The following is a 15,965-nucleotide window of genomic DNA, read 5'->3' as shown; positions in this document are numbered from 1 at the left end:
TATTTAATCTTCAATAATTAGTTCAGGAACAATGGGGATTGCGTTTTCAATAGTTGCACGATTTGGAGACGTTTTAATTACGGTTTGATGAATTTTTTCATATTGCTCTTTTGTTCCATCTCCTTTCACACGAATTTTATACTTAACATCTTTGAATGCAATTGGCGCGTTCGGGTCCACCTCCAAAAACCCTCTCAGATCTAGACCGGCATCCATGTCGATTTCTAGTTTTTCAAGCGTAATACCCATTACGGAAGCACCAACTGAAAAACCAACCATCATACATGCCCCCATGCCGCCCAGCAAATATTCTTGTGGGGTTGGATGCTTATTTTCTCCCAAAAGTTGTTCTGGCTCATCGACAATAAAAGAAAAGTTCCTTTCTAATGTTTGATCGCCTAATTGAATTCCTTTGGTAGTAACTTTAGATTTAGTTCCTCCCTGCCATTCTAAATTAACTTTATAGTCAATCATTGCACTATCGGCGCTTTGCTTAATCTCCTCTATATAATCTTTCAGGGCAGGTACATTAATATCATTAAAAATTTGTTCACTCATTATGTTACTCCTCCATGTATTTGTTATATTTTTTAACTTATTTTGTTTTGATCTACTACTTCACTTAAGATTCTTTCCAAAAAATAACGTTGACCATACGACGCTTGAGTCCTGTCATTACTGCAAATTGCAATTTTTACTTATACGAAAAAGAGGAGTGATCCTCATTTACCACCAAGTTTTCATCAACTACCGTTTACTCCACGAATATATTTTTATACCAACTGATTACAACTTCATATTCAACCGATTGATTTACAGTTGAATATGTATGCGTTTGCAACAATTGCTCTCATATCAACCACAATATTCAGTTCATACTACACTGCTTTTATTGTATATACTTATTTTTATGATATTGTAAATATTTGGAAAATTAATTGAATAAATTGGTATTACGATTAATTAAATTCACTACCCAAGCTGTTTAACTTTTTTTTGAATTGCTATTAAATCTTCGATGACAGAATACCCTGTCTCCAATCGACCTGCTCCTGGTCCAATAACCGTTATATCCCCAAGTATTTCTGTTGTGAAAGTAATTGCATTTGTAGCTCCATTTACAGATGCCAAAGGATGCTCTTTGTCAATTTTGACTGGCTTAACTTCACCTTTCCAACCATCACTAGATTCCTCTAACCGGCCTAAGAGCTTAATCGTTTGATTGTTTTTTCTAGCTTCTTCCATATCCTTTATCTCTATATTTGTAATCCCTTTCATAACAACGTCTTTTAATTCAAGATTCTGGTTCAAAACTAAATTAGCTAGTATAACCACCTTCCCAGCTGCATCATGACCTTCAACGTCACCAGCCGGATCTGCTTCCGCATAACCAAAATCTTGAGCTTCTTTCAAAGCCTCATCATAGGCGAACCCTTCATTCATTCTTGTCAAAATATAATTGGTTGTTCCATTCAATATTCCTTCAATCTTAGTAATGTTGGATGCTTTCAATGATTCCATTGCCGTTATGAGTGTTGGTGTACCGCTCATTACAGTACCTTCCACCCTTAATTGAGCACCCGTTTGATTACTTACTTCCATTAATTTTTTATAATGTAAAGCAATCGGGCCTTTATTTGTAGTTACTACATGCACCCCTTTCTTTAATGCCTCTTTCATATGTGTAAATGCTGGCTCGCCGGTTTTAAGATCCGTATAAGCAAGCTCAACCATTACATCGATATCAGCATTTTGAATGGTTTCTATTGCGGACCAGCCTTTATGTGTAGCTTCTAGGTCTTCAAGTGATTTCCCCGCTTGCACCGTTTCCAGTAACGAGGCAATGTCTAGTCCTTCCGGATTATAAATGCTCCCTTTAATAGGGTCACTAATGGCAACTATTATTGGTGCAATGCCACTATCCTCAAGCAACTGTTTCTTATCTTTCAATATGGAAGCAAGACCTTGACCAACATTACCAAACCCTATGAGTCCCAACTTCATTTTTTTAGTCACTTTTTCCCTCCTAATAACGAGTAGTTTAAAAAAACAAAACAGTGATTGGTTAATAGATTAACATAAATAACAAAAAAAGTAACTAAAATTTCCGTTGATACTTAATATTCAAAACATATTAATTAAATATATGGAAATAACTAATATTATTAACGTGAGTCAATTCATCTACATATTAAAAATAAACTCTTTAAAGTTGAGTTTTTTCATCTGAAGCAAGACACTATAATTTAATTCAAATATTCATTAAAATGATGAGAGATCATTGTCTCTATCAGGTTTGCTACGCCTAAATCCTTGTCCGCCTCGTTTTTCATGGTGTAGCATAATTTATTGATTTGTTTTTATCAAATGGTTGATCATAACTTACATCATTTTTTTATAGCATGTTTTTTATCGTGTCATTTTTGATTTGAACCGGTTATTTGATTCAAATCAGAAAAACGCTTTTCATGAACTATTTACATCTTTATTCACAAGATACTTTGGAGCTTTCCCATTCAATGCATCTACAACACTTTGTGCTGCTTTTGTTCTGAATTCCTGCATAGATTCTTCGGAATAAAATGCGCTATGAGGAGTTATAATAACATTTTCCATTTTCAGCAATGGGTTGTTGCTTGCGACTGGTTCATTTTCTAAAACATCAAGTGCCGCACCAGCTATTTGTTTGTTTTGCAAGGCCTCAACTAGATCGTCTTCATTGATAATTGGCCCTCGTGCCGCATTGATGATTACCGCATTTTTTTTCATAGTACTTAAGTTATCCTTATTTATTAAATACCTAGTTTGTTCATTTAATGGAACATGTACGGTCACAAAATCTGATTCTTGTAGAAGAATATTTAAATCGGTTGGCTCAGCGCCAGCTTCCCTAATATCGTCATCTGCGACGAATGGATCATGTACTAAGATATTAAAACCAAAATGTTTTATTTTTCTAACTAAGCTTCTTGGGATACGGCCAAACCCTAAAACCCCTAATGTTTGATGTGAATAACGATGAATTGGTGCGCCATATCTATAGCTCCAGTTTCCTTCTCTTACACTATTGTTATACTGAACAATCTTCCTTGACCAACTTAGAAGTAAAGCGATTGCATGGTTGGAAACCTCTTCAATCCCATAATCAGGAACATGCGAAACGTATATGTTGTGTGACGTTGCAGCATCTAAATCAACTACATCGACGCCCACCCCGTATTGAGAGATAATTTTACAGTTTTTCAATTGAGAAATTACTTGCGCGTTTATCAATGCATATTGGTTAATAATGCCATCTGCGTCACCGGCCAACTCAATAATCTCTTCATCTGTTTTACATTTACCACTTACAAGCTCAATATCTAATTGTGACAAAACCTCTCTTTCGATATTCAATGTTTTAAATTCGTAATCGATTACTGCAACCTTATATTTGTTCATTTATTTTGCCCACCTTTATTATTTATTTAATTTAAATGTTTTAAAATAAAATACTCCTATGTAGAATCGTTTCCTTTTGCAGTCTTCTGATGGATGACGAGCAATGGTTCAGGTATTGTTAATGCATATTACGCAATTAGGTAAATTGATTATTTTCTTACCTTGCATAATAAGCATTATGGAATGTTATGCTAAATAATTAAATTACGAGGATGTTATTAATCTAGGTGATTTTGTGAGTGAATTAGGATGGGTTTAGTTCAGTATTGTTTTTCAGCTCAGCACTTCAAAGCAGCAATTTTTTTGTCTAGACATGTTACCGCTATTTCACATAATTAAGGTAAATTTTGCTATAAAATAAGGAGTAAAATATCCCAAGGAGACCTATACATTACATACGTATCAGCTAAAGCACTACTCAAACATAAGTAAATTGCTTACATACAATTTTCACCTCCAATGAAAAAATGGTAAAGACTATTTTCAATAATTCGATTCCTCTTCAGTATAAATATGTTAACATAAACTACTCAAAAAGTAATTATCGTTTTACAAAGTTAATAATATTATGACTAAACAGTTAAAATAATTAGTTACTATTTAATTTTATTAACTAAATGCTTATCACTAGCGTTATACAAATTAATTTCGAATATTTCACATATGTTTATCTTTAAAACAAAAAACTAGTATCCTAATTTGTTAAGGTAGGTTATACAGTTTATTTAGGGTGGTAACGACATTCAGTCACATTTAGATAGGTTCCAAGCTGTTGCAACGCTGCGTTCATATATAAACCCCATTGCTCGATTATTTTGCGTAAAACTGTAATTTTCTTCACCAACACTATTTATTGTAGAGCCAAAAAAAGAGCCAAAACACAATGTTTTAAGCTCCTTATCATTTGTAATATTTACCCTAATACAGCACGATCATTATCTAGCTGTGTTCCGCGAATGCGCTGGAACTCATGAAGCAGATCTTCAATCGTTAATGCCTGCTTCTCTTCTCCGCGTACGTCGAATATAATTTGTCCTGCGTCCATCATAATTAGGCGATCACCCAAATCGAGTGCTTGCTGCATGTTGTGTGTGACCATCAACGTAGTCAATTCGTATTTTTTCACGACGTCTGCAGTAATCTTTGTAATTAATTGCGCACGGTTAGGATCAAGCGCAGCCGTATGCTCATCAAGCAACAGTATATTCGGTTCTGTAAAGGTCGCCATTAACAGAGATAAAGCTTGTCGTTCTCCGCCTGACAGCAAACCAACTTTCGCCGTTAATCTGCTATCCAGTCCAAGATTTAACGTCTGCAAATAATCTTGGAAAAGCTCTTTTCTTTTTTTAGTTACACCCAATTTTAGCTTTCTTCTTTTATCCCTAGAGTACGCCATCGCCAAATTTTCCTCAATCGTCATGGAGGGGGCTGTACCGGCCATTGGGTCTTGAAATACACGTCCAATATAGGAAGAGCGTTTATATTCCGGTAAATAATCAACCCGTTTATCATTAATTAAAATGTCTCCCACATCCGGAGTCAAATAGCCGGAAATGATATTCATTAACGTGGACTTTCCGGCACCGTTCCCGCCAATTACTGTGACGAATTCACCTTTATTTAGCTGTAGATTTACATCCCGTAAAGCCTTCTTTTCATCTGGGGTACCTTCATTAAAAGTGATTGATATATTTCGTAGATTGAGCATACTACACATCCTCTACTTTCAGTTCAGCACGTTTTTTCAGTCTGCGCTTTTTCTCCCTGTGCGCCTGCATTACTTTCGGGGTTACTAATGCCAGAATGACGAGCACCGCAGTAATGAGCTTCATATCTCCGGTTTCCAAGAAATCAACCCGTAGTGCCAGAGTTACGACAATTCGGTAAATGATCGCGCCACCGATTACTGCTATCGTTGCAACTGCAATGGTTTTCTTTCCAAATAAAGCTTCTCCAATAATAACCGAAGCAAGCCCAATAACAATCATACCTATTCCCATATTCACATTTGCAACACTGCCGTGCTGGGCAATCAATGCACCAGATAAAGCCACGAGCGCATTTGAAATACCTACCCCAACGATGATGAGCGTGTCTGTATTCGCGGATAAGCTTCGAATCATTCGCTGATTATCACCTGTTGCCCGAAGCGCTAAACCAACTTCCGTTTTAAGAAAGAAATCGGTCAGGAACTTAATAATAAGAGTAATGATAATCATAACGATAACGATGACCCATGTAGTCGGAACCCGCTCTGCACCCAATGTAGTCAATATTCCGTTCAAAAACGAATCGAGTCCTGTATTCGCCCATACAGCTTCCAATTGCTTAAAAAAGGACGACTCATTTAATAAAGATAATGTCGGTTGCCCCATAATGCGCAAATTTATGGAATACAAAGCAATCATCATAAGAATTCCTGATAGTAAGGCATTTATTTTACCTTTTGTATGAATAATTCCGGTAATACAGCCGGCAATAAATCCGGCAAGTGCGCCCATCAATGTTGCAAGTGCGGGGGGCATTCCATTAATAATCGAAATTGCCGCAACAGCCCCACCGGTAACAAAACTTCCATCTACTGTCAGATCAGGGAAATCCAGCACGCGGAAGGACAAATAAACTCCTAAAGCCATAATTGCATAAATGACGCCAGATTCAACTGCGCCGAATAAAGATAAAAGCATAATTGCCTCCTTCCCGCACTTTAGTAATATATGCATTTTCTCAAAAAATTGCGTTTGCCTATTTATTGAAAAATAAGTTCTTGTATTCTCTATTAAAACTATTGTAACGATAAACTATATAATCGTCACCATTTTATGCTATTTCAATGTGATAAAGAAAAGCGCAAGCGCCCTGTTAAGCCTCAGGCATAGCTTAAGCAAGAAATCGTAGTGGCGGCTTTGGCCACAAGAAGAGTTATTGCTTAAGACCTCGAGGGGCTGGACCTGGCAGGCTTCCACGTCCTGGGACTGCGCGTAAATGCTCGCTCCACCGAAAAAATTTGTACGTCGAAGCTAGACAGCTATGCGCAAAACTTTATACTTTCTAACCTCTTTACAAAAGAACAGCGAAGCAGGCCATAGCCTGCTTCTACGCTCTTTCACTATTGGTAACACTATAAATTTTATTATTCAGCGGGGTCTACAAACTGGGCTTCTTCATCCCATTCATCCTGCCACTCAACACCTTGCTCCTCGGCTGCATCTTTATTAATAAACAACTGAATTTCCGGTGGGTACTCAACAGGAATATCTGTTGTTGTTTTTTCACCTGTCAAAATGTCAGCAGCCATTTCGCCTGTCCGATGGCCAATCGTAAAGTAGTCAATTCCAAATGTAGCAAATCCACCTTTTGCAACGGAATCAGGCTCCCCGACAACGAGTGGAATATCTTGGTCGTTCGCAACAGAAATGACACTATCCAATGCTTCAACAACTGTATTATCCGTAATAATGTAGAATACATCAACATCACTTACGAGTGTTGTTGCCGCTTGCTGTACTTCAGAACCATTTGCTACCGTGCGTTCTTGCAAGGTTAAACTAGTTCCTTCTGCAGCTTCTTGAACCGCTTCAATTTGCGTGACAGAATTTGGCTCGCCTGCGTTATAAATGAGTCCGACTGTCGCATCTTTATAATACGAATCAATGAACTTTATTGTCTCGGCAATTGCATCCGGGTGTAAATCAAGTACACCGGTTATATTTTCGCCCGGTTCATCCATTGAAGGTACAAGTCCAGCATCGACAGCGTCAGTGACAGATGTAAATACAATCGGAATATCGCTTGTCGCCTCAGCAGCACCAAGTGCACTTGGTGTAGAGTTAGCAAAAATCAAGTCCACCCCATCCGCAACAAAGCCATCCGAAATCGGCTTCACATTATTCGGGTCGTTTTGAGCACTTTGGAAATCAAACTCTACATCGAGTCCCGCTTCTTCCAGTGCGGCTTGAAAACCTTCATATGCTCTGTCCAATGACGGATGTTCTACTATTTGTGAAGCACCGACTGTATAAGTCTCGGCCTCTTCTGTTTCGCCCGTCTCTTCTGACTCTTCTGAAGATGACGTATTTTCTTCCTCTGTTTCAGCTTCATCATTTCCGCCGCCACAAGCAGCCAGAGCCAAAACAGCGATAACGGCAATTGCCATTAATTGTAACCATCTTTTCATTTGTACTCCCCCTTGTTTTTTTCTACTGTCCTACTTCTGTATTGATTAGATATAAAATGTGTACTTTATTTTGAACAGTTGTAAATCTATTATACTAATAATCTCCTCCTCTAGTCCACCCGAAAATGAATAAACTAGTAGTAAAATTACAACAGAATCAGTTTAAGGGAGACAAATTCTGCGGTAGGGGCTAAAGAGCAATAGATTTCTAAATTAATTAAAACATTTTAAATGTACATTCTTCCGCGTTTATTTATAGACAATTTAAAAATCCTGGAGTGATGATTTAACGCAAATAATTTCATTAGCACCTATTTTCGCTTCGTTAATTGGTTCATTTCTCATATTGAACGTACCATTCTCCGTCAATTTCTTTGATTCCGGTACCTCGATAGTCGGAACGAAGCAAGTGTTGTTGTTCCTCAATATTTCTCATAGGAGCGAGAATTTTCTCTTCAAACGAACGTTTGTTTAACTTCATTTCCTTTATGAAAACATAGCGCAGCTTTCCTTCATACTTTTCTTTTAAAGCTACTATTTCCAAGCCTAAAGCTAGCTTATCTTTCAAGCTTGGTATATTAAACGGCGCAACCGTTGCACTTACGTAATGGAAACGATCCGTGTCCAGCTCCTGCATAACAATCTGACCCATCACTTGCTGCAGACGGCTCCCACGAAACGCTGGATCAACACATGAAATTTCTTGATAAATTACTTTTGAAAGTTCTTCTTTCGGAAGCCCGGCATCCAACCCAAAATGTTCCTCATCCATTGGCGGTTCCAGCATCCCTCTTAGAGCAATTAACTTTTCTTCCACAAAAACACCAACGACAAAACCTTTCCCGGAAAATATGGTCGTGTATTCTTCAACAGATAAGGGCTGTAATGTATCTTTGTTTTCAAGTGAATCAATTACTTTTTCCTGCAGTTTCATCATAATTGGCATATCATGGACAGATAAATCTTCCACTCTATATGCTTGTCCATTTCTTAATGTTCCTGTTTGTAAAGGGACTTTCATTTTATGCTGTAATCCTTTCCGAAACGATTGTTAGTTCTTGCAGTACGTTCTCATCTATATCCACGCCTAATCCAGGCTTTTCTGTCAAGCGAATAAACGGAACATCATAATGCAGATTCCCTATATCCTTTGAAAATTTCAAAGGACCAGTTAATTCAACGCTCGTAATTATTTTTTTAGAAAAAGAAACATGAAAACCAGCTGCTGAACCAATCGACGATTCTACCATGGAGCCGACTTGGCAATCAATTTGTGCCATTTCTGCCATGTGTGCTAGCTTCATGGCCGGATAAATACCGCCACATTTCATTAATTTAATATTTACTTTGTCTGCTGCACGCTTTGCGATAATTTCACGCATTTCCCGAACGCCGCGCATCCCTTCATCCATCATTAGTGGAAAGGCAGATTTCGATTTTACTTCAACCATCGCATCAATATCATCTGCTAAAACCGGTTGCTCAAACCAGTCGATCGTAATTCCCTTTAGTCCTTCAAGTGCTTGTAACGTATTTGCACTTGTTTGCCAGCCTTGATTGACATCAACGCGAATAGCAATATCCTCTCCAACACGTTCTCTAACTGCCTTAATACGTTTCACGTCTTCTGAAATATCCGTTCCAACCTTCATTTTAAATGAACGGTAGCCTTGTTCTACTCTATTAGCAGCTTCATCAGCCGTTTTTTCCGGTGTATTAATACTGAGTACATGAGTAATTGGGAACTCTTCATGATAGCGTCCTCCCAACAAATCATATACCGGTACTCCAAGTGCCTTTCCCGCCAAATCATAGCAAGCAATGTCAATGGCAGCTTTGGCAGTAGGCGCCCCATAGATTGCTTTATCCATTAAATCATGGATACGCTCCATATGGAAGGGATTTTCTCCAATAACCGCCGGAGCTAATTTTGTTTTAATAACGTGGTAGGTTCCTTCTGCTATTTCGCCCGTTACATGTTCATCGGCTAAACCTTCACCATACCCGACTAGACCCGTATCTGTCGTTACTTTTACAATGACCGAAGCCATGGAGTAATTAGTTGAATAACTAATAACGAACGGTTCCTCCAATGGCAGCTCTATCGAATAAATTTCTACCTCTTTTATTTTCACGAAAAGACCCCTTTCATTATTATTGTCTAAAGCTTAAAACAACCAACATGTCTACCGTCATTATCGCATGTTTATGAAACGATTTAAAGACAAATAGTGACAGTTAAATTGTTGACATACGTGATAATGATTTTGTTAGAAGTCTTTTATATTTATAGTTGTTCACGTTATCCATTGCGTATGTTTATAGTTTTTTATTTGTACACTATTTATTTTTCCATATCACTTAATAAAGATATAACCGTAATCGATGCCTTTTCCAATTCTCTAAGCGCATCGTTCGCTCCTTGTGCATCATCGTTTTCATAACAGTTCACTGCCAGTTTAGCGTAATAATGAACTGCTTCATGCGGCTTTTCCAGTTGTTTAAATGCTTCTGTATTTTTAAGCTCCTCTGATAAATTGCCATAATACCATTTACCTAGTCTGCACGTTTCGTGTGAGGTTACTTCTTCCGATCGGATTTGGACCAAACCGAGAAACATATTATAAATATTCCATTTCCAGAGAAGGTGATCGGTTTTCGCTACACGGATTATATCGGTAGATTCTAAATGAATATTTGTATCGAAAAATGATAGACGGTGCTGATCCATTTGCTTGCTTAAATCAAAAATCACTTTTGCTGTTTGTTTAGCTTGTCTTTGCAAATCAGTACTAAGTTCATAAATGACTGCATTTCTATTCGTTATTTCTTGCACGGTCGATGCTTGTTCTTCACTCATTGCAGCAATTTGATTGGTTTCCTGATTAATACTTTGCATGGTGGAAACAATCTTCAGCAATTCACTTCCGGCAGAGCGCGAACCCGTTACACTTTGATTTACCCAATCGCCTGTTTGCTTTATTTGATCAGTAACTTCACTAGAGACATTTTGTAAGGACTCCATATTGGTTGTAATTTGCGCAATTTGTTCTTTTGTATGCTCTGATAATTTTCGCACTTCCGCAGCAACAACCGCAAAGCCTTGCCCATGTTCACCTGCTCTTGCTGCTTCAATACTAGCATTTAGTGCAAGCAAATTTGTCTGATCCGCAATTTCTTTTATAACATTAATAATTCCCTGTGTGTTTTCAATTTCATCATCCAAATGGTCGACCTTTTTCACGACGTCGCTATATACCATACCTACTTGTTCAATATCCTGTAACGTATCGTCAATTACTCGCTTACTTTCTTCCGCTGATTGAACAGCCGCTTCTGTGCTTTCTGCTACTTTAACTGCATGATCAGAAACTTCTTGAATCGAAGCACTCATTTCTTCTGTAGCTGAAGATACGTTATGTGTTTCATTCATTTGTTCATCCATACCTTCGATCAACATTTGAGTCGTATCTAGCTGTGTTGTATAGTTAATCATATCGGATGTACCAAATAGAAACTTTTTGAATGTGTCTTCGGTATATACTTCTACAATTAACTGCTGATCGAATGCAGCAAGCTTCTGCACAGCAAGGACTAAGTCAAGCATACGTTTTTTATGCAGCTTTTCCATTAAAATGGATGTCATAAATTGAATCAGTAAATGGTGTGCAGAAATAAAATGTTCTGCAGTCAAATTAATTCTACTATGTACTTCTCCAATGATGATTCTTGTTTTAATATATTCATCATCCACTTCTGCTTTTAGAAATTGATCAAAATACTTTTCCATCGTTACTTTCAAGCGTTCCACGGTGGAATGCTCTACTATTATTCCTTTTAAATGATCTACGGAAACAATGTTTTCATAAAATTGATCAATAATTTCTTTTTTATAAGGTGCTAAAACTTCTGCAGCCGAACGTACATAATCCAATGTTTCTTTGGTAATTCCCAAAAACAACAAACGACGTTTCGTTCTATCGCCAGCGGGAATATCAGTCATTTGTGGCATTTCCATTCGTTCAGTCCAGGCTTTTGGTGTTTTCGTAAATAGACTCATACAAACCTCCATTATTGTTCTCACTTGTTTTGTTCACACATTCACATTATAAGGCTTAATCACATTGCTTTAATCAATTATTAAGATATCCGCATATTATCGATATTTGAATCTATTGTCCTGCAGGAAAAAAGGCATCGGTGAGATCCCGGAAGAACGTTAGCTCTGAGGCAGGCTAAATTCGCGACGCCTTGGGGCTGCGCATAAGTGCTCATCCCACCGAAAAGATTTGCACTAGCGCGTCCTTCTCGTCGAAGGTTCACCAGACACCCGCGGAAAAAAATACTATGAATACAGATCATGAACGGTTGTCGCGTTTGTGTCCTGCGGGTGAAAGAGAAGTATATTTCCAGAGAGGAGGTTATACTTTAACCCTAATCGTTTGGTTTTCTATTAGATAAAATACTTCTATCCCAGACTCTTTCGGACTTTGGAATATAACTTGCATTTTTAAAATATCTTCTGATAACAGAAAAGCAGATGATACACAATCTATAATTTAAACTCATGTACGATTTCATTTAATTGTTCGGCTAATTTTGCTAAGTCATTAGAACTTTTCAGCATTTCTTCCATTGAACTGCTAATTTGCTGGGATGATGCTGATGTTTGTTCCACTCCTGCCGCCGACTCCTCTGAAATAGCAGCAATTTCTTCTATCGAGTTATTCACCTGCTGACTATCTTTTTTAATTTCAGCTAAATTAGTGGACACAACTTCTATGTTATTAGCTACATCAGTAACTGCCCCACTTATTTCATTAAATGTTTCCTTTGTAATCATCATTTTCTTTGTTCCTTGTTCAACCTCTTTGTAGCCTTCCAATAAGGAACTTGCTACATTACTTGATTCGCTTTGAATCTGACTTACAATATCCGTAATATCCACAACAGATGCTGCAGATTGTTCGGCGAGCTTTCGTACTTCAGTTGCCACCACTGCAAAACCTTTCCCGTGCTCGCCCGCACGTGCAGCTTCAATAGCGGCGTTCAATGCAAGAAGATTTGTTTGCTCCGCAATGTCTTTAATAACAGAAACGAGTGCAGATATTTTCTGTGAATGTTTATCCAACCCTTGAACTTTTTGGACGGATGAATGAACAATTTCATCCACCTTTTCCATTTGAATTGTTGATTCATCCATTAATTGCTCGCCCTTTTCTGTCATGCTCATAACACTTTTCGAAGAACGTTGAATCAGACCACCGTTATCGTTTGCTTCATCGACTTTTATTAGAAAAGATCCCATTGCAGAAGACATATCCGTAGCGAGATTTGCTTGTGATTCTGATCCCGATGCCAATTCCTGCATCGTTGTTGCTACTTGCTCTGTTCCTAATCTCACCTCATCAGTTGACTGTGTCAACTCCTCGCTTTGACTCGTTATGACTTCAGAAGCGGTAGAAACATTTTCAATAATCCCTTTCAATTCACTTTGCATATGGTTAAGAGCGCTCGCCAATTGACCAGTTTCATCCGTTGCTTTTACCGTGACCGGAGCAACTTTCAAATCTTTATCCGCTAAATGATTTAATTGTTTTGTAACTGCTCTAATTGGTTTGGACAACTTATTTGCAAATAACCAAATAATGATGGCACCTATAATTAAGGCTGCACTAGAAACAAGCAGAATTAAAGTAAGAACTTCACTAGCTGGTTTGTTAAAATCCATCATATACGTTCCGGAACTAACCGTCCAATTCCAATTCGGCTCTGTTTTTGAATAGGCTACTTTTGGTTCGAGTTGATCCTCATTTCCAAGTAATGGCCAATCATAGTAGACGAAGCCGCCCCCAGTTCCACCAACTTCTATCATCTCTTGAATAAATTTTCTCCCATCAACATCTGTCGCATCCCAAACATCATCGCCTTCACCTTCAGGAGCAGCAATCTGTACCCCACTAGCACTTAAAACAAACATATAACCATTTTCCCCAAGGTCAACATCTTTGTTAATAGGTCGCTTTCCCTCAGCATCTTTTTCACCAAGGATAGCTGTTTTCACTTCGTTCTGTGCTTCTTCAAGCGTTATGTTCCCATTTTCTACTTCACGATTTAACGATTCGATCATTTGGATTGTCATTTCCACACTATTTTTCAGATTTGTCTCACCTAATCTATTTAAGCTTTCTGCACTTTTTTGATAGCTCAATACCGACAAAACTGTAAGTGGGATCGATAATAACAAAAACGAAATTACTATTAGCTTCATTTTTATACTAGTTTTAAACTTAAATGAATCTTTCTTATTCTTTTTCATATTTGCACCTTCTCCAACTTTTTACGTGAAACGAGTGAAAATTTTTTATATAACTATTATCGACATCCTTGGTTATTCTGTTTAATGTTTTTACACTTTACATATTTGTTTAATAAAGAAAAAAGGTATGCTGGAAATTGTTTAGATTTAATAATTTTGGCTTGTAGGTTAACGGCTAAACCCCTCATCTTTTCTATATATTTCATAGTTGTTTTTTCCTTTGGCTTTTGAAGCATACAACGCCACATCTGCTCTTTTGTACATTTCCTCCGGGTCAATTTTCTCAACTGTTGAAAATGCAATACCGATACTGACGGTAATATTTAATTCGCGCAACTCCATAATTTGATCAATCGTTTGATTTAACATTTCGATCATTGTTTCTGCTAGTTTAATTCCTTCATCCTCTGTTGTTGAAGGGATGATTACTGCAAATTCGTCACCGCCAACACGAAAAGCTTCCATTCCTTTACGAGAAATAGCATTTAGTGTTTTGGAAACGACTTGCAATAAATAATCGCCTTTGTCATGACCAAAATAATCATTGACAAGCTTGAAGTTATCTAAATCAAGCATAAATAGTCCAGTCGTGGACTTATTTTTCAAGAGCACTTCATTTAACATATCATCAAAGGCTGCTCTATTCTTCAATCCTGTTAAACTGTCATGACTAGCTAAATAAATTGGTTTGGCAAGCCATCTAGAAATAATTAAAGATATAAACATAGCGATTAAAATCACAATCAAAAATTGAGTAATAAATTGCTCTTTATTTTTACTAATGACTGATTGTAAAGCGCGATGGTTATAAACAATTTCCAGTATCTTTGTTTTCGTAGTTCCCGTATCGTATTCAGAATTATACGGAACATAACGGAAGGTTGCCTCTTCATCATTCCACATATCCGAACATTCGACCGTATCGTTTGTACGAAGTGCCTTTTTAAATGCCTCCCTTCTATCTTTCGGCAGCTTTTCCATCGATTTCCCCAATGGAAGCCCTCCCATGTTAAGTATGTTTATTTCATTGATCGAAGGAAATGTATGTACAAGTCTCTCCGTTTCTTTTAAAAAATCAAACTCTTGGAAAATCAACCCATTTTCCAGTTCATAGCCGAGCTCGATCATATATTTTTTATCCCGTGTCGCCTTATAACTATACTTTTTTATAACACCTGTTTGCTGTTCAATATCTAAGCCTTCATCATAAAACGCACCCGACGCGCGGCGCTTATCCAATATTTTTGCAAGAGAACCACAACATGCATCAAAGTCGAGGCCTACATCGTTTAAAACATTGCTATATATAATTTCATTCTCTTTATTTATTATATAAATATCCATGTCGATATTCTTATGCAATTGCTGAAGATCCCATTCAGTAAAATCAGGATTTTCATCGTACAAATCCAACAATTTATTTGTATTCTCTTCCATATTTTTCGCCGTTTCATGATCAAATAAATAATATGCCTTATCAACGGATTCCAATGCCTGTTGTACGGTTTCTTCTGTTTGCATAATTTGAAAATTATTCTCGGCAATCGCTTGTTCTTTTAGTCTAGAATAATCGATTGCCGAAATTGTAATAGATATTGCCATGGCGAAACAAATCATTATTAAAAATAGTTTTATTCGAAAATGTGATTTCAACGTGTTCACCTCATCAGGATCGTATGCCTTCAACCTTTTTGCAAAGCTTTCCCTTATTCACTTGACGATTTTTGCAGCAAACGAAGAAACTTTTACGATCAGTAGCCAGTAGATTCTATTATACGATTAATTTCAAAAGTAAAATATAGCAAATTTGATAAATTACAACATTATCTTTTATAATAACAGTCTTTCTGTCGGTTTTTATATACAAATGATGTAATAAGTGGGGATTTTGACCTGTTGCTCTATCAAATGTTAGTATTTACTACTAGTTTTCTTTTGCTATCTTTGTGAAATATGTTACAATGTTTTTATTCACAAGGTGCTCCTTTTTTTGAATGGGTCTTTCATTGGCCCTGTCCAACAAAGAAG

11 protein-coding genes are annotated in these 15,965 nt (G+C 37.2%); all 11 read right to left on the bottom strand.

Annotation, left to right across the window (positions count from 1 at the left end; translation table 11 throughout):
* Nucleotides 1–3: 3 nt before the first annotated feature.
* The 11 genes from ACLIBG_RS10980 to ACLIBG_RS10930 all read right to left on the bottom strand — a co-directional run bounded on the left by ACLIBG_RS10980 (nucleotide 4) and on the right by ACLIBG_RS10930 (nucleotide 15,590).
* Entirely contained in the window at nucleotides 4–558 is a 555-nt protein-coding gene (locus ACLIBG_RS10980; protein WP_439312807.1) for an OsmC family protein, read from the bottom strand.
* A gap of 414 nt (nucleotides 559–972) precedes the next feature.
* Entirely contained in the window at nucleotides 973–2,016 is a 1,044-nt protein-coding gene (locus ACLIBG_RS10975) for a homoserine dehydrogenase (protein ID WP_439312806.1), read from the bottom strand.
* A 450-nt stretch (nucleotides 2,017–2,466) separates the two neighbouring features.
* On the bottom strand, nucleotides 2,467–3,441 hold the full coding sequence (locus ACLIBG_RS10970; protein ID WP_439312805.1) for a C-terminal binding protein: 975 nt from the start codon (nucleotides 3,439–3,441) through the stop codon (nucleotides 2,467–2,469).
* Nucleotides 3,442–4,354: 913 nt separating this feature from the next.
* Entirely contained in the window at nucleotides 4,355–5,149 is a 795-nt protein-coding gene (locus tag ACLIBG_RS10965; RefSeq protein ID WP_439312804.1) for an ABC transporter ATP-binding protein, read from the bottom strand.
* 1 nt (nucleotide 5,150) lies between these two features.
* Entirely contained in the window at nucleotides 5,151–6,128 is a 978-nt protein-coding gene (locus ACLIBG_RS10960; RefSeq protein ID WP_439312803.1) for an ABC transporter permease, read from the bottom strand.
* A 446-nt stretch (nucleotides 6,129–6,574) separates the two neighbouring features.
* Nucleotides 6,575–7,618, bottom strand: a complete 1,044-nt coding sequence (locus tag ACLIBG_RS10955) for an ABC transporter substrate-binding protein (protein WP_439312802.1) — start codon at nucleotides 7,616–7,618, stop codon at nucleotides 6,575–6,577.
* A 334-nt stretch (nucleotides 7,619–7,952) separates the two neighbouring features.
* A complete protein-coding gene (locus tag ACLIBG_RS10950; RefSeq protein WP_439312801.1) occupies nucleotides 7,953–8,639 on the bottom strand; it encodes a GNAT family N-acetyltransferase in 687 nt (228 codons plus the stop codon).
* 1 nt (nucleotide 8,640) lies between these two features.
* Nucleotides 8,641–9,753, bottom strand: a complete 1,113-nt coding sequence (locus ACLIBG_RS10945) for a mandelate racemase/muconate lactonizing enzyme family protein (RefSeq protein WP_439312800.1) — start codon at nucleotides 9,751–9,753, stop codon at nucleotides 8,641–8,643.
* Nucleotides 9,754–9,962: 209 nt separating this feature from the next.
* A complete protein-coding gene (locus tag ACLIBG_RS10940) occupies nucleotides 9,963–11,678 on the bottom strand; it encodes a methyl-accepting chemotaxis protein (RefSeq protein WP_439312799.1) in 1,716 nt (571 codons plus the stop codon).
* A gap of 492 nt (nucleotides 11,679–12,170) precedes the next feature.
* Entirely contained in the window at nucleotides 12,171–13,937 is a 1,767-nt protein-coding gene (locus tag ACLIBG_RS10935) for a methyl-accepting chemotaxis protein (protein ID WP_439312798.1), read from the bottom strand.
* 168 nt (nucleotides 13,938–14,105) lie between these two features.
* Nucleotides 14,106–15,590: a GGDEF domain-containing protein gene (locus ACLIBG_RS10930; protein WP_439312797.1), complete on the bottom strand. Its 1,485-nt coding sequence runs from the start codon at nucleotides 15,588–15,590 to the stop codon at nucleotides 14,106–14,108.
* Nucleotides 15,591–15,965: the final 375 nt, after the last annotated feature.

It is taken from the genome of Virgibacillus sp. W0181, assembly GCF_051846915.1.
Classification (GTDB): Bacteria; Bacillota; Bacilli; order Bacillales; family Amphibacillaceae; genus JBPYCR01.
Note: the sequence above shows the minus strand (reverse complement) of the source record. Positions and strands in the feature narration are given on the sequence as shown.

Excerpts from the sequence above, each read along its gene's own strand:
- ACLIBG_RS10980 (WP_439312807.1), bottom strand. The coding sequence starts at position 558 with ATGAGTGAACAAATTTTTAATGATATTAATGTACCTGCCCTGAAAGAT.
- ACLIBG_RS10970 (WP_439312805.1), bottom strand. The coding sequence starts at position 3,441 with ATGAACAAATATAAGGTTGCAGTAATCGATTACGAATTTAAAACATTG.
- ACLIBG_RS10965 (WP_439312804.1), bottom strand. The coding sequence starts at position 5,149 with ATGCTCAATCTACGAAATATATCAATCACTTTTAATGAAGGTACCCCA.
- ACLIBG_RS10960 (WP_439312803.1), bottom strand. The coding sequence starts at position 6,128 with ATGCTTTTATCTTTATTCGGCGCAGTTGAATCTGGCGTCATTTATGCA.
- ACLIBG_RS10955 (WP_439312802.1), bottom strand. The coding sequence starts at position 7,618 with ATGAAAAGATGGTTACAATTAATGGCAATTGCCGTTATCGCTGTTTTG.
- ACLIBG_RS10950 (WP_439312801.1), bottom strand. The coding sequence starts at position 8,639 with ATGAAAGTCCCTTTACAAACAGGAACATTAAGAAATGGACAAGCATAT.
- ACLIBG_RS10940 (WP_439312799.1), bottom strand. The coding sequence starts at position 11,678 with ATGAGTCTATTTACGAAAACACCAAAAGCCTGGACTGAACGAATGGAA.
- ACLIBG_RS10935 (WP_439312798.1), bottom strand. The coding sequence starts at position 13,937 with ATGAAAAAGAATAAGAAAGATTCATTTAAGTTTAAAACTAGTATAAAA.